This is a genomic window from Micromonospora sp. NPDC049047 (assembly GCF_040649135.1).
In the GTDB taxonomy this organism is placed as follows: domain Bacteria; phylum Actinomycetota; class Actinomycetes; order Mycobacteriales; family Micromonosporaceae; genus Micromonospora.
This window is the reverse complement of record NZ_JBEZEY010000002.1, coordinates 401,312-421,736: the sequence shown is the minus strand read 5'-3', so window position 1 is coordinate 421,736 and position 20,425 is coordinate 401,312. Positions and strand designations below refer to the sequence as shown.

Genomic DNA, 20,425 nt, shown 5'->3' with positions numbered 1-20,425 from the left:
GGGTACATCCGTTTTTGGTGACTCGTGCCCCGCCGGGTAATACCGGCCATGCGATCTACCGCTGCTAGACGTGGATGGTGCGTTCGATGGACAGCCAAGTAGGACTACCCATCGCAGGAGTGGATCAGTTTAGGCTCGGGCCGTTCTAATGGGCGTGCGAGGGAGCAGGCATGTCGGACGTTGCCAACGACGACCACATCGCGATTGTCGGTATGGCGTGCCGGTTCCCCGGTGCTAACTCACCTGACGAATATTGGGAGAATCTCGCAAAGGGCGTCGGGTCGGTCACCTGGCTGACCGACGAGGAACTCGCTGCCAGCGGAGTCTCCGCGCGGGAGTACCGGCATCCGCACTACGTCAATGCCGCGTACCTCATGGACGACATGGAGGGCTTCGACGCCCGGTTCTTCGGATACACCCCGCGCGAGGCCGAAGTGGCCGACCCGCAGAACCGCTGGTTCCTGGAAATGTGCCACGCGGCCATCGAGGACAGCGGGTACGACCCGACCCGCATCGACGGGCTCGTCGGCGTGGTCGGCGGCACCGCGCACAACGGCTACGGCGAACACCACGTCAAGAGGAACTCGGCGCTCAACACCACAGTCGGCACGATGGCCATCGATGTCGGCAACCGCTCCGACTACCTGGCCACCACCGTGTCGTACCGGCTGGGCTTCCAGGGGCCCAGCATCAACGTGCAGACCGCCTGTTCGACGGCCCTGCTCGCGATCCACACGGCGAGCCAGATGTTACGCAACGGGGAGTGCGACTACGCCCTGGCCGGCGGGGTGGAGGTGGAGCTGCCGTACCGGGCCGGCCAGATGTGGGTCGAGGGAAGCATCTACACCCGCGACGGACACATCCGACCGTTCGACGCGGACGCCTCCGGCACCATGTTCAGCACCGGCGTCGGCGTCGTCGCGCTCAAACGGCTCACCGACGCGATAAACGATGGCGACCACGTCCACGCGGTGTTGCGCGGTTCCGCGGTCAACAACGACGGTGGCAACCGGGCCGGCTTCACCGCCCCGGGCGTCGAGGGTCAGGCGCAGCTCGTCGTCGAGGCCCTGGCGGTCGCCGAGGTGCACCCGGACAGCATCGGTTTCGTCGAGGCGCACGCGACCGGCACCCTGGTCGGCGACCCGATCGAGGTGGCCGGGTTGACCCGGGCGTACCGGGCGGCCGGCGCCAGCGGGGTCGGGACGATCCCGATCGGCTCGGTGAAGGGAAACATCGGCCACCTCGGGCCGGCCTCCGGCATGGCCGGGCTCATCAAGGTCTGCCTCGCGATGCGCCACGGTGCCATCCCACCCACCATCAACTTCTCCCGTCCCAACCCCAACCTCGACCTTGAGAACAGCCCGTTCTACGTGGTGTCCGAGCTGACGCCGTGGCCGCAGGGCGAGACACCGCGCCGCGCGGGGGTGAGCTCGTTCGGCATCGGCGGCACCAACGTCCACGTCATCGTCGAGGAGCCGCCGGCCAGCGCGAACCGCCCCCGGCCGGGTCCTGCCTCCCGCCGCTGGCACACCGTGCCGGTGTCCGCCAAGACCGCTTCCGCCTGCGAGGCGGGCGCCCGGGCGCTCGGCGCCGCACTCGCCGGCCCGGCCGGTGGGTACGAACTGGGCGACGTCGCGTACACCGCGCAGGTCGGGCGGACCGCGTTCCCGCACCGCGTGGCCGTTGCGGCGTCCGGAGCCGTGGACGCCAGCGAAGCCCTCACCACGCCGAGCCGGCACATCAAGGGAAAGGCGGTGCCGCGCCGGATCGCGATGATGTTTCCGGGCCAGGGCACCCAGTACCCCAACATGACCCGCGACCTGTACGACACCGAGCCGGCGTACCGGGCCGCGTTGGACGAGTGCGCGACTCTGCTGCTCCCGCACCTCGACGACGTCGACCTCCGTGAGCTGTTGTTCTGCTCGGCGACCGACGTCGAGGCCGCGGCGACGCGACTGCGCGAGACCCGGTACAGCCAACCCGCGCTGTTCGCCGTGGAGTATGCGTTGGCGACACTGCTCGGTGCCGCCGGGATCACGCCGGCACGGATGATCGGCCACTCCGTCGGCGAGTACGTCGCGGCCTGCCTCGCCGGGGTGTTCACGCTGGCCGACGCCCTGGCCGTGGTGGCCGCGCGGGGACGCCTGATGCAGGCGATGGCACCCGGTGCGATGCTCGCGGTGGACGGTCCAGCCTTCGTCATCGGGCAGTTCCTGTCCGGCGACGTGGAGGTGGCGGCAGTCAACGGCCCGCGCGCCACAGTCGTCGCCGGGACGGTCGAGGCGGTGGCCAAGAGTCGCGAGACGCTCGACGCCAACCACATCGCCTACACCGCGTTGGTCACCTCGCACGCCTTCCACACCCAGCTGATGGAGCCGTGTCTCGAGGAGTTCACAGCTGTCGTCGCCGGGGTGCCCCGGTCGGCGCCGCAGGTGCCGTTCGTGTCGAACGTGACCGGCACCTGGATCACCGACGCGGAGGCGACAGATCCGGCCTACTGGGCCCGGCACCTGCGCTCGACGGTGATGTTCGCGGACGGCATCACCACAGTCGCCGCCGACGACGACACGTTGCTGGTGGAGGTGGGACCGGGCGACACCCTGTCCCGGCTCGCCCGTCAGTCGGTGGCGCGCAGGGCGGTCCCGATGGTCGCCACGACACGTCATCCGTTGCGCAACGTGCCGGACGACAGGGTGTTCGCCGAGGCGTTGGCGGGGATCTGGTGCCGTGGCGGCGACGTCGACTGGGCACTGTGGAGCACCGGCCGCCGGGTGCCGCTGCCGGGGTACCGGTTCGAGCGGCAGCCGTACTTCGTGGAGCCGGACCCGGCGCTGCCAGCGGCGCAGGCGGGACCCGAGGAGGAGGCCGGCTGGCCGCTGCCCGCCGACCGCTGCTCCTTCGTCCCGATCTGGCGCGAGGCGCCGCACTCGGAGCCGCCGAGTGATCTCACCGGCCGGCACGTCCTGGTCTTCGACAGCGGCCACCCCGTGGTCGCGGCGCTCACCGCGAACCTCACCCGCGCCGGCGCGGTGGTAACCGTCGCGCGCCCGGGCGGGACCTTCAACCGGGTCGGCGACCGGGAGTTCCAGCTGCGGCCGGGGGACGCCGGGGACATGAGCGAACTGTTCACGGCCCTCTCCAGCGATCCGCCCGTGGACGTGGTCCACGCGCTGAACCTCACCGAGCCGGCGCCGGACACCATCGGCGTGGACGCGATCGGTGCGGGCCAGCGCGACGGCTTCTCCGATCTGCTGCATCTGGGCCAACAACTGGCAATCCTCGGCACCCCCGCCCGGGTCCACGTCCTCTCCAGCAACATGCAGGAGATCTCCGGCGCGGAACGGCTGGAGCCGGCCAAGGCACTGCTGCTCGGCCCGGTCCTGTTGATGCAGCGCGAGGTCGTCGAGGTCACCGCCCGCAGCGTGGACATCGCCCTGCCCTCGGAGCTGCCGGCCGCCGCGCTCGCCCGCCAACTGAGCACCGAGATCGCCACCCCGAGCCCGCAGGCGCAGGTCGGCTGGCGCGGTCGCAAGCGCTGGCGCCTGGACTACCAGATGGAGCCGATGGACACGCCGCCGCGCGCTCAGGATGCCGGCGGGGTGTACGTGATCACTGGGGGCCTCGGCGCACTCGGGCTGATCACCGTTGCGGAGCTGGCCGACGGCAGCGCGCACACCGTCGTACTGCTCGGCCGCTCCCCCGTGCCGGACCGGGCGGATTGGCCGGCCCTCATCGCCAGCCCGGAGACCGGCGCGCAGCTGCGCACCACGTTGTCCCGTCTGCGCGCGGTGGAGGAGCGCGGCATCACCGTGGTGCCGCTGCGCTGCGACGTCGTCGACGACGCCTCGCTCGCGGCGGCGGTGGCGACGGTGCACGAGAGGTACGGCCGGATCCGTGGGGTGTTCCACTCCGCCGGTGTGGCCGGCGGCGCGATGATGGCGGTACGGACCGACGCCGACGCGGCCGCCGTGCTCGCCCCCAAGGTGAACGGGACCTTGAACCTGTACCGGCAGCTCGGTGACGAGGTCGACTTCTTCGTCGTGTACTCCTCGTTGACCGCCGCGACCGGGACCTTCGGGCAGGTCGACTACTGCGCGGCGAACAACTTCCTCGACGCCTTCGCCCGATGGGCCGCACAGCGTGACCGGCCCGTCTACTCCATCGGCTGGACCCAGTGGACCGAGTCCGGCATGTCCGCCGACTCCGAGGCCGCCGCACCGCAGGCGTTCCGTGAGTTGCAGACCGGTGCCCGCTCGGAGCCCGCCGCCCATCCCCTGCTGGATCGTCGCATCCTCGCCCCCGGCGAGGTGGTCGCGTTCAGTACGACGCTCACGCCGGGCAGCCACTGGATCGCCAGCGAACACCGGTTGGGCGACCGGGAGGTCGTCGTCGGGACCGGCCTGCTCGAGATGGTCGACGGCGCGTACCGCGAGGGCGTCGGCGGCGTTCCGGAGATCCGTGACGTCATCTTCCTCGGCCCGGTAGGGGTCACCGAACCCACCGAGATCCGCATCGAGCTGCGCCCGGACGGCGCGGGACATGATGTCGTGGTCACCGCGGCCACCACGGGCCCGGACGGTCCGGTCCGGACCGAGCGACTGCGCTGCCAGGCCCGCCCGTACCAGGCCGAGCAGGTGCCGGTGCACGATCTCGAGGCGATCAGGTCCCGTTGTTCCCGGTTCACAGTGACGGCCGAGGAGCTGCGGTCCGCGGGCGGCATGATCGACCATGGCCCGCGCTGGGCCGGCAACATCAAGGGCACCTCGGTGGGTGACCGCGAGGAGCTTTCCCGGGTGGAGATGGCCGAGCAGTACTGGCCCGAGTGCGGGCAGTTGCGCCTGCACCCGGCGCTGCTGGACACCGCGGTCGCCGAGGCGAACTACGCCGAGGACCGGTTGCAGGCCGGGGAGAACTACCTGCCGTTGGGCTACGGCCGCATCCGGGCGCACGAGCCGTTACCGCCACGCTTCTGGGTGCACATCCGCCATCTCGGTGAACCCGGGGCCGAGATCGACCGAATGACCACGATCCTCATGCACGACGACGGCCAGGAGATCGCGCGAATCGACGAGTACGCCGAGCGTCGGGTCGATCCGGCCGCGATCCGCGCGGCGGTGCAGGGGGCGGACGTCCCCGTGGCGGCGGCACCGCACGCGCAGACAGTTCAGGATGTGAGCATCACCCCGGAACTGGGCCGCGATGTGCTGCGCCGAATCCTGCACTGGCGCCCGGCTCCGCACCTGCTCGTGGTGCCCGAGGGCATCCACCGCAATCTGCGCCGCACGCAGGCGATCACCATGGACCTGGTCCAGCGCGAGCTGGTCGGTGCCCGGCTCACCGGCACGTCCGCGGCGCAGGACCGACTCGTCGAGACCGATTACGTCGGGCCCGAGACGGACCTACAGCGCAAGCTGGCGGACCTGTGGGGCGCCGCGCTCGGGATCGCGCAGATCGGCATCGACGACGCCTTCCTCGAACTCGGCGGGAACTCGCTGGTCGCGGTGCAGCTGGCGTCGCGGATGCGGGACACGCTCGGGGTGGAGCTGCCCATCGCCATCCTGTTCGACCATCCCACGGTCCGGTCCCTTGCGGGTTTCCTGGGGAGCGCCGCGTGAACGAGACCGACACCGCGTCGCTCGCTCCCTGGATCCAGTACGCGCAGCCGGTACCCGGGGTCCGGCTGGTGCTGCTCTGCATCCCGCACGCGGGTGGATCGGCTTCCAGCTTCCGAGACTGGACGACAAAGCTCGCCAGCCGGGGCATCGAGGTCTGGCCGGTCCAGTTGCCGGGACGGGAGACGCGGTACAACGAACCGCTCCTGACCGACCTTGGCGGGATGGTCAAGGCACTCTCCGATGTCGTCCTGCCGCAACTACGCGACCGGCCGTACGCGGTGTTCGGGCACAGCGCCGGCTCGGTCATGGCGTACGCGTTCGCCCGGCACGCCGTGGCGCACGGACAGCCGCCTCCCCGGCACCTGTTCGTCAGCGCGTGCCGACCGCCCCAGCACCCGGATCCGGACTTCCCGATCCACCTGCTCCCCGACGACCGGTTACTCGACCGCCTGGTCGGATACGGGCGGATGCCCATGGAGGTGCTGCGCTACCCGGATCTCACCAAGTCGATGATCAACACCGCCCGGGCCGACCTGCAGCTGGTCGAGACCTACCCGTGGCCTGACGACCCGGCGCTCGACTGCCCGGTCACCGCGCTGGGCGGCCTTGAGGACGTGGACGTTCCGGTGCATCTCCTGCCGGACTGGCGAGTGATCAGCCGGCGCCGGACCGAATCCCACACCGTGCCGGGTGGGCACTTCCCGGAGGCCGCCGGCCAGCAACGGATCCTTGAGGTGGTGCGCCGTGCCCTCAGCGAGTACTGACGTCGGTGGCCGGCAGGCACCGGCGCTGAGCAGTCGGGCACCCACGGTGCCCGCTGTGGAACTCGTGGACCTCACCAAGTTCTATCCGAAACGGCGCGCCACCGACGGCTCCCCGATCGCCTCGGTCGACCACGTCAACCTGACGATCGACGCGGGCCAGGTGTACGGCCTGCTCGGCCCGAACGGCGCGGGCAAGTCGACGACGATCCGCATGATCGCCACGCTGCTCGAGCCGACCTCCGGTCAGGTCCGGGTCGGTGGGCTCGACACCCGCACCCACGAGCGGGAGATCCGGGCGATGTTGGGCGTCGCCCTGGGCGGTGAACGCAGCGTCTACTGGAAGCTGACCGCCAGGCAGAACCTGGAGTACTTCGCGGCCCTGCACGGTCACTCCCGGCGCCGGTCGCAGCGGCGCATCATCGAGGTGCTCGACCAGATGGAGCTCGCGGACCGGGCCGACGACCACATCGAGACCTGGTCCACCGGCATGCGTCAACGCCTGGTGATGGCCCGGGCCCTGCTGAACCACCCGCAGGTGCTCCTGCTCGACGAACCGTCAAGCGGCCTCGACCCTCATGCCAGCCAGAACATGCACGAGCGCATCGTCGCGTTGAAGGACATGGGCCACACGATCCTGCTCACCACGCACGACATGGCCGAGGCCGACTCGCTCTCCGACCGGCTCGGCATCATCGATGGCGGCAAGCTCGTCGGTGAGGGCACGTCGGCGCAGCTCAAGCGATCGGTCGGGGTCACCACCATCGCGCACGCCCGGATCATCGCGCGCTCCAGTGCGGACGTGGACAACCTGGTGCTCGATCTGGCCGGTGCCGCCACCACCACTGTCGAGTCGGAGGGCCAGGACGGCTACACCCTGACCCTGCGCGGCGACCTCGGCGACGAACTCATCCCGACGTTCATCTCCGCCGCGCTCCGGCACGGGGTCACCGTGCTGCGGCTGGAGAACGAGCCGGTGAGCCTCAAGGACGTGTTCCTCGCCCTCACCGGGAGGAGGCTCTCCGCTGAACCGGATCCGAGCTGACGTCATCGCGTTCACCGCCACCGCTCGCAAGGAGTGGCAGGTGATGATGCGGTACAGGAGCAACTTCCTGCTGCTGCTCGCCGAGACGGTCCTCATGCCGATCGCCTACTGGGCGCAGGCGGCGGGCTTCGAGGGCGGCGACCCGAACGCTGCCGACGCCTTCGCCCAACGGTCCGGCACCTCCAGCGTCGCCGGCTTCATCTACCTCGGCTGGGCCGTTTACATGTGGATGACCGAGGTGGTCTGGGGTCCGGGCTCGGCGCTGCGCAAGGAGCGGATGCAGGGCTCGTTGGAGAGCCTCGTGCTCACCCCGGTCTCCGGTTTCACGCTGCTGTTCGGGCCGGCCGCCACCCAACTGTTCCCCGCCGCGCTGGTGTTCACGGCGGTCGGACTCATGATGCGCTTCGCCTTCGGCGTTCCGCTGGACGCCGGCCAGATCGTGGGTGGCGTGCTGGTGGTGCTCGCGTCGGTCCCGGTGCTGTTCGCGCTGGGCGCTGTGGTGGGGGTTTCCGTCATGCGGATACGGGACTCCGCCGGAGTGAACTCCTCCGTCCGCGGTCTGGTGGGCATCCTCTGCGGGATCACCTATCCCGTCGCGGTACTGCCCGAGTGGGTGCGTCCGGTCAGCGAGGCCATCCCGATCACACACGTGCTCGACGCGCTGCGGTTCGCGGTGCTCAACCACGGTGGCATCGCCGAGTTGTGGCGGCGGGCACTCGTCCTGCTGTTGTTCGCCCTGGTGATCGGCACTGTCGCCATGGTGATGTTCCGGCTGACCATGATCAGCGTGCGCCGGACCGGCCGATTGGGGCAGTTTTGATCCGCGAAGCCGTCGCTGTCGTGGTGCGGGAGTGGCAGGTCCAGCGCCGCTACCCCATCAGCATGGTCAATCTCGTGCTGTTCACCCCGCTCTACCGACTCGCCCTGCCAACGCTGCTGCTCGGTGCGACGTTCACGGTGGGTGGCACCTCCCTGGGGCTGTCCCGGATGACCGGGACGACCGACCTGGCCGGCTGGATCGGGCTCGGCGTGCTCTCCGCCTCACTGCTGGTCGGAGCGGTCACCAGTGTCTTCTCGACGCTCGACGCCGACCGGTCCACCGGGGTGATCGAGCACTCCTGGTGCTCGCCCGCCCCCCGCGAGGCGTACGTGGTCGGCGCTGTGCTGACCGGATCCATGTTCGCCTCGGCGGCCAGTCTGGTGCTGCTGGCGTTCGCGGTGATCGGATTGGGTGCGTCGTTGTCCGCCCTCGGATCGTTGCTGTCACTACCCGTCCTCGCCGTCATGATCGTCGGCAACTGCGGGTTCGGCTACCTGGTCGCGGCGGCGCTGCTCGCGATGCGGCGGGCGGAGGCCCTGGTCGAGGTGACCGCGATGGTGGCCATGCTCTTCTCCGGGGTGTCGTTCCCGCTCACCCTGCTGCCCGGCGTCAGCCGTTGGCCGACCTACCTGTTGCCGGGCACCTGGGGCTTGGACCTGACCCGTCATCTGACGATGAATACGCTCCCGTTGGTACCGCTGCCGGTGGAGGTCATCGCGCTGGTACTGACCTCGACCGGCTGGCTGCTCGTGGGCCGGCGCGTATTCATCCGCACCGAACGGCGACTACGCGTCACCGGCTCTCTCGCACAGTTCTGATCCGACGAGGGGAACGAGATACCGATGAAACACGCACAACGGCCCGTGGTGCTCTCGGCCCGGTCCGGGCCCGCCGACGAGCAGACCGGCCGGGCGCGGATCGCCGAGGAACTGGGCGTTGACCAGATCTGGATCGAGCAGCAGCCCGACCAGCGGGATTCGACAATCGTCGCGGCCAACTACCTGCACCATGCGCCGTCCGCCGCGGTCGGCACCTCGGTGCTACCGGTCTACACCCGAAACCCGGTGACCACCGCCCAGGCCGCGCTCACCCTCGCCGACTTCTCCGGTGGCCGGTTCATGCTCGGCCTGGGCTTCAGCCACCAGTTCGTCAACGAGTACGTCCTGGGTTGCCAGCAGGGGCCACCGATCGCGGTGATGCGGGAGTACCTGAAGATCGTCAAGGGCATGATGCACCAGGGCTCCGTCATGTTCGAAGGCAAGTACTTCACCGCCCACGCGAACTACCTCGGCTTCCGCCACCCCGTACCGCTCTATCTGGCCGCGTTGCGACCGCAGATGATCCGGCTGGCGGTCACCGAGTGCGATGGCATCGTGCTGTGGCTGTGCAGTCACCGGTTCGTGCGTGAACACATCACACCCATGGTCGAGCGGGTCTGTGCCGAGGTCGGCAAGGACCCCGACGAGTTCAAAGTCATCACCATCCTGCCGACGTACACGGGAAAAACCCATGCGAAGAGCACGTTCGAACAGTTCTGTCAGACCGTCAAGGCGTACCGGCTGATCCCCTATTACCGCTACGTCCTGGAGGCGCACGGCACCATCGAACCGGAACAGCTCTGCCTCATCGGCTCCGAGGAGCACATCCGCGAACGCATGGCCGAGTTCCGCGACGCCGGTTGCACACCGATCCCCTCGCCGCTCGGCGCCACCTACGAGGAGTTCGCCGAGGACGTGCTCGCCGCCTACGGGCCGAAGCCCAGCTGAGCCCGATGCTGCACCACTGGTTCCTCGACAGCGTCCGCAAGACCCCGGACGCGATCGCGCTCGTCGTGGGCTCCGCCGACTACACCTACGCGGACCTGGACGCGGTGTCGCGCGGCATCGGCCACCGGCTGCGGCAGGTGGCCGAGCGCCCCCGGGTGGGCCTACTCGCGTCCCGCTCGGCCGCGGCCTACGGGGGATATCTGGCAGCATTGCGCAGCGGCGGCGTCGCCGTACCGATGAACGATGCCAACCCGCCCGAGCGGCTGGCACAGCTCACCCGGGCCGCGGGGCTCGACGTGGTGGTTGTCGACCGCGACCAGGACGCGTCGTTCGCCGGCGCCGTCCCGGTCGTCCGGATCGGTGCGCAGTCGGTCGCCGGATTCTGTGCCACCGACGCCGGTCCGGACGATGTCGACCACCTCGACGGCACCCCGGACGACCTGGCCTACCTGCTGTTCACCTCCGGCTCGACCGGCGTGCCCAAGGGCGTACCCATCCGGCACCGCAACCTCGACGAGTTCGTCAGCTACAACATCGCACGCTACGACGTGGGGCCGGGATCGCGGCTGTCCGCGACCTTCCACCTGACGTTCGACCCGTCGGTGTTCGACATGTTCGTCGCCTGGGGGGCCGGCGCGACGCTCGTGTCCCCGTCCCAACAGGACCTCTTCGACCCGGCCGCGTTCGTGAACCGGCACCGGATCACCCACTGGTACTCGGTGCCGTCGATGATCTCCACCGGGTACGCGGCGGGGTTGCTGCCCGCCGGATGCATGCCGGAGCTGCGCTGGAGCCTGTTCTGCGGTGAACAGATCACCCTTGACCAGGCGGCCCAGTGGATGGACGCGGCACCGCACAGCACGCTCGAGAACGTCTACGGACCTACCGAGTTGACCGTGACCGTGGCCGCCTACCGGCTACCGGCCGAGCGGGCGGCCTGGCCGCAGACCGTCAACGGCACGATTCCGATCGGGGCCATCTACCCCCACCTCGAGCACCGGGTCGACCCGGAGACCGGTGAGTTGCAGGTGCGCGGGCCGCAGCGGTTCGGGGGATATCTGGACCCGGCGGACAACGTGGGGCGTTTCGTGCCGTCGCCGACCACCACCGACGGGGTGCCCGGCCCGGACGCCTGGTACCGCACCGGCGACCGGGTCGGCCGGCACGACGGGCAGTTCGTCCACCTGGGCCGGATCGACCATCAGGTGAAAGTCTTCGGCCAACGCGTGGAGCTGCCCGAGATCGAGCATGCGATGCGCACCTGGGCCGGCGTGACCGACGCGGTGGTGGTACTCGTCGACGTCGCGGGCGGGCGGGAACTCGCCGCCGTCTACACCGGCCCGGAGGTGGCCGCCCGCGAGCTGCGCGGCCGACTCCGGCCGCACCTACCGCTCGCGCTGATCCCGAAGCGGTACCTGCGGGTGGACCTCCTGCCCCTCAACGACCGCGGCAAGACCGACCGGTTGGCCTGCCGCGACCTGCTCACCGCGAACCCGGCTTAGCGTCCCCGGTCGGTCGGCGCCGACGCGGGCCGGCCGGGCGCCGCCCGGATCAGCCACGGTCGACAACGGCGATCCGCAGTTCGCTGGTGCAGCGCTCGCCCGCGTCGCCGGACGGCAGCCAGACCTCGTCCGGGCCGGGGTACATCTCGGTGACGGTGACGGCCGAGTCCGGTGCGGTGCGGGCCGCCGCACGCACCGACGCCGCGATCATCGAGATCAGCAGTGGGCTGGTCAGGTCGACGTAGTACGGCTTCGCCTGCCCGGCCACCCGGACGAAGACGTAGCGGGGCAGCCCGAGCGCATCCGCCCAGCGCCGGACGGCCCGGTAGCGGTCGGCTTCGTCACGCAGCCCCGCCCAGCTCACCTCGGCGACCGGGACGGTCCACTGCTCGCGGCTGACCACCAGTCGGTCGATCGCTATGCGGGGGCGGTGCGCGGCCGCCGCGAACGGGTGGAAGAGCTGCCCGACGCCGTCCAACAGGAAGTCGCCGAGCACCGCCAGCGGATGCCAGAACCGGCCGTCCTCGGCCTCCACCCAGAGGTCGTCGTGTCGATCCCGGACCAGGCTGAGGGCCGAGATCGGCACCCCCGCCGGCACCCCGTCACGGGGCGGCTCCGCGGCGAAGCGCAGGTACTCGTAGGCGTCACTGGCCAGGTAGGGCGGCGGGTAGGACCGCCCGCTGACCATCGGCCAGCTCGCCGGGAAGATCGGAACGAGACCGGGCACCCGACGGGCGTCCTCGGTGGCCATCGCCCGCGCCCGCGCGGGATCAGGGTGCGACAACATGAACACGCCCTGGTTGAGGCTGTTCTGCCCGGAGTGCAACTCGCCGAGCACCCATTCGTACTCGCCACGGGACACCGCCTCGACGTCGGAGGCGGCGATCATCACGTCGGGGCAGTGGAACCGGCCGGACAGCCACTGCGCGGGCGGCGCGGCGAACCGTTGCCGCACGGCGGCGGCGATGTCGACGGCCGCCGCCCGATGACGCGACACACCGTCGGGCACCGCGATGATCTCTGCCCAGTGCCGGCGCAGCTCGGCCATGTCGGGGGCCATCTCCTGCTCCACCACGTCGGCGGCGCAGCGCGGCCAGAACTCGTAACAGACAGCGGCGAGGCCGACCCGGTCAGCGCCGCGCGCCATCGTCCGGTGGATGTCGCCGAGGATCGCGAGGTAGCGGGTCGCGACCCGGTCCACCATCCACCGGGCCGAGGTGAGGACGAGGTCGAGCGGCGCGGCGAGGTCGTCGCGCATGCCCAGCGGCAGGTCGATGTCGACAGCGCTGCGGCAGTCCTCGACGAGGACGGCCCGGCCGGTGGCGTGCGTGTCGTCCGCCGGCCGCTCCGGCGCACGTCCGCTCGCCGGGGCGAAGGCGCCGGCCAGCTCACGGAACGCGCTGTCGAGTGCCACCGGATCACCGGCCGCCGCGCGCACCCGCTCGGCCGCCGCCGACACACCGTCCAGCAGGTCAAGCGCTCGTTGCCGGAGCCCGGCGTCCGGAATTGCCTCGAGTCGCCGCCGCAGGTACCGGTCCGGGTGACAGGTCGGTGGCACCGCCATCCCGACACTCACCTGCCCGGCTCGTTCCAGCCCGGACAGCACCCGCTGCACGTCGTCGTGTCCCGAGACGCCGGGAACCCCGGCGGCCAGCAGCCGGTCAGTGATCTCGGCGACCGTTCGCGTGCCGTCGCACAGCGCCAGCACGTCGAGCCGTGGGCGGGGCATCTCGAACCAGCCCCGCACCGCCGACCAGACCTTTCCGTCCGCGACCCGGACGGTCGGGGCGAGGACCGGCGTGAGGTACGGCCGCAGCAGCGGGTCGGCCGAGAACCGGTCGGCGATCGCCTGCACCGCCCAGTGCTCGAACTGGACCCGGCGCTCGACGATCTCGCCGTGCCGACCCCGGACCGCGAACGCCGAGCGCTCGTCGTCGGCCCACCGCGCCCAGCCCACCGGCCCGAAGAAGCCGATCGACTCGTTCTTGGCGTGGTAGCGCTGCGCGTACTTGGTGAGGGCGACCTCGTGCTGACGCTGGCTCTTGTTCCGCGGCGCGCCCGCGCGGTGCCCGGTGAGCCACGGCTCCAGCACCCAGCCGACGAGCTTGCGGTTCTGCCACAGCAGCGCGGCCCGGAAGGGGTCGCTGTCGACGATCTCGGCCAGCACCGCACAACTGTGCGCGACCGCCGTGTCGTACGTGACCCGGAAGCCGTCGGCGTCGGCGTCGGCATCCTCGGCCAGTTTCGGCTGCCCCAGACGGAGCAGGTCGTCGACGGGAGATCCGGCACCCCGGACCGCGACATCCCGCCACATCCACAAGGACCCGGCGAGTTGCACGCTCAACGGCCAGTCCGAGCCCGTCATGACGCCTCCGGCAGGGTCGTGTCGGCCACCACGAGCCGCAACTCGCTGGTGTACCGACGGCCCTGCGCGTCCGGCAACCACAGCTGGCCGGGCCCCGGCAGCATCTCGGTGAAGGTGACCTCGTCCCCGTCGTCGAGACGCCGACGGATCTCGCGCTGCAGGACCGCCGCGAGCAGAGGGCTGTGCAGGTCGAGGTAGACCGGCTTGACACCGCTGCCGATCCGCCAGTAGCTGTGCCGCGGGATGCCGTACTCGGCGGCCACCCGCCGCAGGGCGGCGTAGCCGTCCGGTTCGGAGAGCCGGGCCAGCGGCGCGATGTCGTCGCGGAGCCGCCAGGACTCACGGGCCACCACCAGACGGTCGATCACGACCCGTGGGGTGTGCGGCCGAGGTGGCAGCATCCGGAGCCGGTTGGCCAGCGCGTAGGAGATGTATTCGCCGAGCACGTTCTGGATCGGATGCCGCGCACCGTTGGGCAGTTGGGCCACCAGCGCGGCGTTGTCGTCGACGACGGTGACCGCCGAGGCCGGCACCGGATCCGGCATCTTTCGCTCTCCGATCCGGGTGCCGAAGGAGAGGTAGGTGTAGCCCGGCACGTGGGCGTCCGGCGGCGGGTGGTCCCACCCACTGGTTGGGGTGCTCGCCCAACGACCGTGCAGCGGAACGAACCGTGGCTGGCCGTCGAGGCTGCCACGGGAGATCAGTCGTGGCACGAGATCGGCGTCAGAAGCGAAGTCGAGGAACGATTGACCGTCCACGGTGACCATCGCGGCGTGCACTTCGCCGAGAACAGCGACATAGTCGCCCGCATTGATCGCCTCGGGACCGCTCGACGCGATCATGACATCGGGACTGTGGTGGCGACCGGCGAAGAATGCCGGAGCGGGTCCCCCGAACGCCCGCTGTACGCCGTCGGCCAGCTCCGCAGCGCTCCGAACGGTAGACGTGGCGGTGAAGTCCGGACGCAGCACATCGACCCAGCGCCGTTGGAACTCCACGGTGAGTGGATCCAGCCAGTCTGGTTGTTGGGTGGCTGGAACGAGCCTGGCGCACAGCGCGTCGAGCGGCACGGCACCCGCCGCGAACAGGGTTGCCAGGTCCCCGTACATCGAGCGGGCGAGTATCTCGAACTCTTCGCCCGCACGTCGGGCGAGCCACCGTGCGCCGGCCAGTACGTGTTCGAGCGGACCGGCGAGGTCGTCTATCAGCCGGGTCCCGAGCGTGACCGAAACGTTCCGCTCGGCCTGCGCGACGAGCGGACGGCGACCGATCTTCGAGTCGTCACCGTTGCGCGTGGCGGACGTGCCGGCGGTCGACGTGAAGAGATCGTCGAACTTGGCGAACGCGGCGGCGAGGTCGGTGGAGGTCTGCGCCCTGGCGACCTCGGACCGTGCGGCCTCGATCTCGCCGAGCGTGGCCAGGGCCCGCCGCACGGCCGGCCCCGGCGCGAGGCAACGCAGTTCCGCTTCGACAGCTCGTTCGGCGCGCAGCTCGTGCGGAACGTCGAAGGTGCGGGTGACCAGCCCCTGCGCGGACAGCGCGTTGAGTACGTCCTCGACGTCGTCTTCCGGTATGCCCAGGTCGACGGCGATCATCGCACCTGTCCGGACGCCGTCCACCCGCTTGACGACCTCCAGCTCGAGCTGGCCCAGACGGACGAGACCGCCCTCCGGCCGGCTCAACGCGCGGCCCGTACGGCTGACCGCCGGCGCCAGGGCGGGAGGTAGTTGCGCGGCGATCTCCGGGTCCGCCGCGAAGGCTCGGCCAACCGCATCCAGCGCCCAGTCCTCCACGTAGACCTGGGACCGGCGCACGAGGGGTGTCTCCGCCACCACCGCGATGCGGTCCGGACCGGATCCCGTCGTACCCCACACGACAGGGCCGAAGAAGCCGACCGACTCGTTGCGGGTGTAGTAACGCTGGAGATACTTGGTCACTGTGCGCTCGCTCGCCCGGCACCGCTGGTTGCGCGGAGCGTCGGCGGCGCGCCTTCGCAGAAAGTCGACGGAGAGGGCGAGCACACCCGGGTTCTGCCACAGCAGCGCGGTGCGGATCGGTTCCGATGCGGCGAGTCCGACGGCTCGGGGGGCGGTGGCCGACCGCGCGGAGGACCAGTCGGTGACCTCCTCCTCGCTCACCGCGGCGGTCAGGTCAGCGAAGGGAAACCCCGTGCTTCGCAGCACGAATTGCGGCCACACGAGAAATCCACTGCTGCCCAGTGGAATCCGTTCGTCTCCAGCCATCGGAGCGTCCTCTCCGGCTCTCACTCGCACGGTCACCGCGTTTCGCGCTCGTACGCGGCGTGGCTGCGTCGCGCCGCGATGCGCTTTCCCTGCTCGCGTTGGCGGGAAGCTCGAGCCTGCGCGGCCGCGGGGGCCGGCGCGGGATCCACTGTCAGGCTGCGGGCCAACGCCCGTACCGTGGGGTTCTGGTACAGCGCCAGCAGCGGAATCGGCTGTTGGAGTTCGCGTCGGATCAGGGTGTGCAGCCGCAGCATGCTCAGCGAGGTGCCACCGAGGTCGAAGAAGTTGTCGGTGACGTCAACATGTTCCTGCCCGAGCACTATCGACCAGAGCTTGGCCAGGCGGTCCTCCATGCTGTTGTCCGCTGTGGCACTGACCCGGCCCACCTCGGTCGGTGCGGACAGTGGTCTCTCCCGTAGCGCGGCCCGGTCAACCTTGCCGTTGACGGTCAGCGGTAGTCGGTCGACGATGACGATCCTGGTCGGCAGCAGATACCCGGGCAGCGACCGAGCCAGCCGGGAACGTAGCTCGACCGGCGTGGCACCTTCGGCCACCACGTAGCTGACCAGCTCAGGTCCGTCAGGGCCGTCGTGCGCAACGGTCGCGGCACCGGACACCCGGTGATCGCCGAGAAGCTCGGCATCGGTCTCGGCGGTGGCTGCGCGAAATCCACGGACGTTTACCGTCTCGTCGGCACGTCCGAGGTACGCCACGGTGCCGTCGGTGCGGTACCGCCCGACATCGCCAGTGACGAAGCGTCCGACGCCCGGCACCTCCTCAGCCGGGCGGTCGGTGTCTCTGGCCTCCAGGGGCTCCGGACCGCTCTCGCCGTCCGCACCCCGGTCCGGGTCGCTCAGGAGGGCCGCGAGGTGACGGCTACGGACCACTATCGCACCGGGCTCGCCGATCCCGCAGCGGGCTCCGGTTGGGTCGACCACGAGTAGCTGACTGCCCGGAGCCGTTGCCCCCAGTGCGACGGGGGCACCGACCTTGAGGACGTGCCGCGAGACGAGCTGCGGAGTCTCGGTGGTGCCGTATCCGTTGAGCAGCACCGCAGCGGGGGCGAGGCGGGCGAGCTGCGCGACGTCGACAGCCGTCACGGCGTCCCCGGCCAGGCAGAGCAGGCGTACGTCCGGCAACTCGACGCCGGTATCGGCGAGGAGGCGGGCCAGCGGTGGAGTCAGGTGGACCACTGTCACCCGCTCCTCCCGCAACCATCCGGCGAGCTCGTCTGGTGACCGGTAGGTGTCAGGTGCCGGAACGCACAGTGTGGCGCCGGTCCACAGTGGCAACAGGACGTCGCGGAAGACGGGGTCGTGGGAGACCCCGGCCAGCAGCGCGAAACGGTCGGTCGCGGTCATCTCGTGCTCGGCGGCGTACCACTGAAGGAAGTGTTCGAGTGGGCCGAAGTCCCCCACGACGCCCAACGGAGTGCCTGTCGACCCCGAGGTGAACGCGAGATAGGCCCCGTTGGCTGGCCCGCCACCGGCAGGCGATGTTCGGTGCACCTCGGGTGGAGCATCGTGGTGCAGGGCAACGAGTGCCTCAGTGCTCAGATCGAGACGGCTCGGCCCCGTACGGATCAGGCAGCGGGCCCCGCCCCTGGCGACGTAGCGCGCCAGACGCGCTACCGGGTAGCTGGGGTCCAGCAGCAGCAGCCGGCCGCCGGACGCCCAGACCGCGAGCATCGCGGTCACCAGGGCGCAGGTCCGGTCCGCGGACACGGCGACGGTGTCCCCGGGCCGGACGCCGGCATCGTGGAGGGCCGTGGCCGCCGCACGAACCTCGCCGCGCAGCTGGGCGTAGCTGTGCACGCCAGCGGCGTCGCGAATGGCCACCCCATCCGGGTTGGCCCGCGCGACCCGGGCGAGACGGACGCCGAGATGCGGTGCGGCGGGGATGAGCAGTGCGTCGGTCGGGTCGGGTAGGCGTAGGGACCGGGGCGTGTCCGGTCGGTGTGCACGTAACGGCGCGACCGGTTCGTCGAGCGCCGCGGCGAGCACCGTCGTGTACTGGTCGAGTAGCTCCGAAGCGGTCTCCGTGGAGCAGCGCGGCAGTTGGTGGACGAGGTCGATCCGGATGTCGTCGTCGTGCTCGGTCACGTACACGTTGAGATCGAAAATGGCCGGTGGGACTGCCGCATCGCGGATCGAGGTGCGCAGACCGTGCAGCTGTGGCGGCCGCTCGGCGTCCCCCAGGTGGTTGAACCAGATCTGGAACAGCGGGCCCCGGTGACCCCGCTCGGCGGCGACCGCCTCGCCCAGCGCGTCGAACGGAACGGCGTCCGCGGCCGCGGCGACGAACGCGCCGTGGGTTTGGTCCACCACCGATTCGAAGGACGGTCGACCGTCGAGGTCGACGCGGAGCACCCGCGTGGTGATGAAGAAGCCGACGAGTTCGCGCGCGGCGGTTGGTTCGCGCACACTCACCGGGTACCCGACGCAGACGTCGTCGCCGCCCGACCAACGGGCGGCGATCTCCGCGAAGGCGGCGAGCAGGGTGACGAACACAGTGGTCCGCCGGGTGTGTGCGAGAACGCGTACCGCCTCGGTGAGACCTGGCCCCAGCCAACGGGTCTGCCGGGCGCTCGTCACCGCCCCGGCCTCGCCCGACGGCTCCAGCGAGATCGGTCGGCCCTGCGCGCCGCGGAGCCGCGCCACCTGGCGCCCGAGCCGATCCGGCAGCCCGTCATCGTCCCGGCCGATCCGCCACGCGGCAATGTCGCCGTAGCCCGCCGTGAGCGGGTGGAGGTCCGCCTCCCCGGCGGTGGCCGCAGCGTTGTACAGGCGGCTCAACTCGTGCCGGATGATCGCGAGGGAATCACCGTCGGTGGCGATGTGGTGTATCGAGAGCACCAGCCAGTGCCGTTGCGCCTCAAGCTCGATCAACATCACCCGGAACGGCGGTTGCGCGGCGAGCGCGAATGGGCGCCGGAGGAACTCCGTGGCCAGACTGTCCGCGTCGGACTCGTCAGCTGCCGCCGCCACGGGCACCGGGACCGGAGCGGGCGGCAGGACACGAACGGTAGTAGCGTCCAGCACGACGCTGCGCAGCGGTTCGTGCCGGCCGACGATGGCCGTCAACGCGCCGGCCAGGGCGGAGCGATCGAGGTCACCGATCAGCTCGAGGATCATCGGCACGTTGTACGACAGGTCTGTCGGCTGCAGTTGGTGCAGCAGCCACAGCCGCTGCTGGTCGGGCCCGAGGGGGTGCACTGTCGGATCTGGGCGGGGCGTCAGCACTGCCGCCGGTTCACGCAACGACTCGAGATAGCCGACGAAGGCGCTGAACGTCGGGCGCTGGTGCAACGCCAGGATCGGCACCTGCAGCCCGAGGGCATCCCCTACCCGACGGGCGATCCCGGCCGCTGCGATCGAGTCCCCACCGAGGGCGAAGAAGTCGTCATCTGCCGTGTACGTGTCGTCGTCAAGGACGTCGGCCCAGGCAGCGGAGACGACCTCGACAGCGCTGGCAGCCAGGTTGAAACTGGTAGCGGCCCGTGAGTCGCCGGAGGGTAACTCCACGTCGATCATGCTTGCAGTGGCACCCAGGTCGGGCAATACCACTTTGCTTGTCATGCATCGCCGCTACAGCTGTGGTTTTGTCGTGCGACAACCACGGTGGTCAGTAGCACCCCTCGGACGATCCGCCAGCGACCGGTAAGCATGGACAGCGGACCGCCTCCGAGAGCAACTCCCGGCTGATGCACTGTCGCGGTGAAGGTCTCGGTAGGCGGATCGAAGCGCAAGCTGGCTTCCTGGAAGCCGAGCCAGCGCCGCATCAGCGGATACCAGGCCTTGTAGATGGACTCCTTGGCGCTGAAGGTCACCCGGTCCCAATGCACCTCACCATGGGCCGACCGCAGCGCTGCCAGCGAGGCCAACTCGTCGGGGCGCGCGATCAGGCGCAGGAGCCCGTCGGGAAGTGACTCGTGCGGCTCGGCATCGATCCCGATCGAGTCCAGCATCGTGGCCGGAGCCAGCGCCGCAGCCCGGTAACCGGCACAGTGCGTCATGCTGCCCACGATGCCGGCCGGCCAGATCGGTGCCCGGTCGGGGCCGCTCGGCACGGCCACGGGTGGCAGACCCAGTTGGGTGAGCGCAAGCCGGGCGCAGTGCCGGACGGTGGCGTACTCCAGGCGGCGCTCCGGCACCGCCCCGGCGATGGCCGCTTCCTCCTGCGGGTACAGGCGCGCCTCGGCCGGGTCGCGCAGGAACTCCGCGACAGCTACGCCCTCGGGCAGGATCTTCGCGAGCACAGCCGATTGTGGATGACGCACGGGCCGTCCGTCGACACGATCTTTACCGA

At 70.3% G+C, this 20,425-nt stretch carries 11 protein-coding genes; 7 read left to right on the top strand and 4 right to left on the bottom strand.

Annotation, left to right across the window (positions count from 1 at the left end; genetic code table 11):
- Positions 1-170 precede the first annotated feature (170 nt).
- Genes AB0B86_RS04895 through AB0B86_RS04865 form a run of 7 tightly spaced genes read left to right on the top strand, consistent with a single transcriptional unit; the run spans position 171 to position 11,509 of the window.
- Entirely contained in the window at positions 171-5,615 is a 5,445-nt protein-coding gene (locus AB0B86_RS04895; protein WP_357415348.1) for an SDR family oxidoreductase, read from the top strand.
- Positions 5,612-6,379, top strand: coding sequence for a thioesterase domain-containing protein (locus AB0B86_RS04890; RefSeq protein ID WP_357402506.1), 768 nt, complete (start codon positions 5,612-5,614; stop codon positions 6,377-6,379). The genes AB0B86_RS04895 and AB0B86_RS04890 overlap by 4 nt, the downstream gene beginning before the upstream one ends.
- Positions 6,360-7,421: an ABC transporter ATP-binding protein gene (locus AB0B86_RS04885; protein WP_357402508.1), complete on the top strand. Its 1,062-nt coding sequence runs from the start codon at positions 6,360-6,362 to the stop codon at positions 7,419-7,421. The genes AB0B86_RS04890 and AB0B86_RS04885 overlap by 20 nt, the downstream gene beginning before the upstream one ends.
- Positions 7,402-8,241: an ABC transporter permease gene (locus AB0B86_RS04880; RefSeq protein ID WP_357415648.1), complete on the top strand. Its 840-nt coding sequence runs from the start codon at positions 7,402-7,404 to the stop codon at positions 8,239-8,241. The genes AB0B86_RS04885 and AB0B86_RS04880 overlap by 20 nt, the downstream gene beginning before the upstream one ends.
- Complete coding sequence (locus tag AB0B86_RS04875; protein ID WP_357402510.1) at positions 8,238-9,059, top strand: ABC transporter permease; 822 nt, start codon at positions 8,238-8,240, stop codon at positions 9,057-9,059. The genes AB0B86_RS04880 and AB0B86_RS04875 overlap by 4 nt, the downstream gene beginning before the upstream one ends.
- A 24-nt stretch (positions 9,060-9,083) precedes the next feature.
- Positions 9,084-10,007: an LLM class flavin-dependent oxidoreductase gene (locus AB0B86_RS04870; RefSeq protein WP_357402512.1), complete on the top strand. Its 924-nt coding sequence runs from the start codon at positions 9,084-9,086 to the stop codon at positions 10,005-10,007.
- A 5-nt stretch (positions 10,008-10,012) separates the two neighbouring features.
- Positions 10,013-11,509: an AMP-binding protein gene (locus AB0B86_RS04865; RefSeq protein WP_357402514.1), complete on the top strand. Its 1,497-nt coding sequence runs from the start codon at positions 10,013-10,015 to the stop codon at positions 11,507-11,509.
- A gap of 49 nt (positions 11,510-11,558) precedes the next feature.
- Here AB0B86_RS04865 and AB0B86_RS04860 read toward each other — a convergent pair whose 3' ends face one another.
- Genes AB0B86_RS04860 through AB0B86_RS04845 form a run of 4 tightly spaced genes read right to left on the bottom strand, consistent with a single transcriptional unit; the run spans position 11,559 to position 20,396 of the window.
- Positions 11,559-13,874, bottom strand: coding sequence for a lantibiotic dehydratase (locus AB0B86_RS04860; protein WP_357402516.1), 2,316 nt, complete (start codon positions 13,872-13,874; stop codon positions 11,559-11,561).
- Positions 13,871-16,117, bottom strand: coding sequence for a lantibiotic dehydratase (locus AB0B86_RS04855; protein ID WP_357402518.1), 2,247 nt, complete (start codon positions 16,115-16,117; stop codon positions 13,871-13,873). Before AB0B86_RS04855 ends, AB0B86_RS04860 begins: the two co-directional genes overlap by 4 nt.
- Positions 16,118-16,149: 32 nt before the next feature.
- On the bottom strand, positions 16,150-19,695 hold the full coding sequence (locus AB0B86_RS04850) for an AMP-binding protein (protein WP_357415339.1): 3,546 nt from the start codon (positions 19,693-19,695) through the stop codon (positions 16,150-16,152).
- Positions 19,692-20,396 (bottom strand): 4'-phosphopantetheinyl transferase superfamily protein, encoded by a 705-nt coding sequence (locus AB0B86_RS04845; RefSeq protein ID WP_357415336.1) that lies wholly within the window; start codon positions 20,394-20,396, stop codon positions 19,692-19,694. The genes AB0B86_RS04850 and AB0B86_RS04845 overlap by 4 nt, the downstream gene beginning before the upstream one ends.
- Positions 20,397-20,425 lie beyond the last annotated feature (29 nt).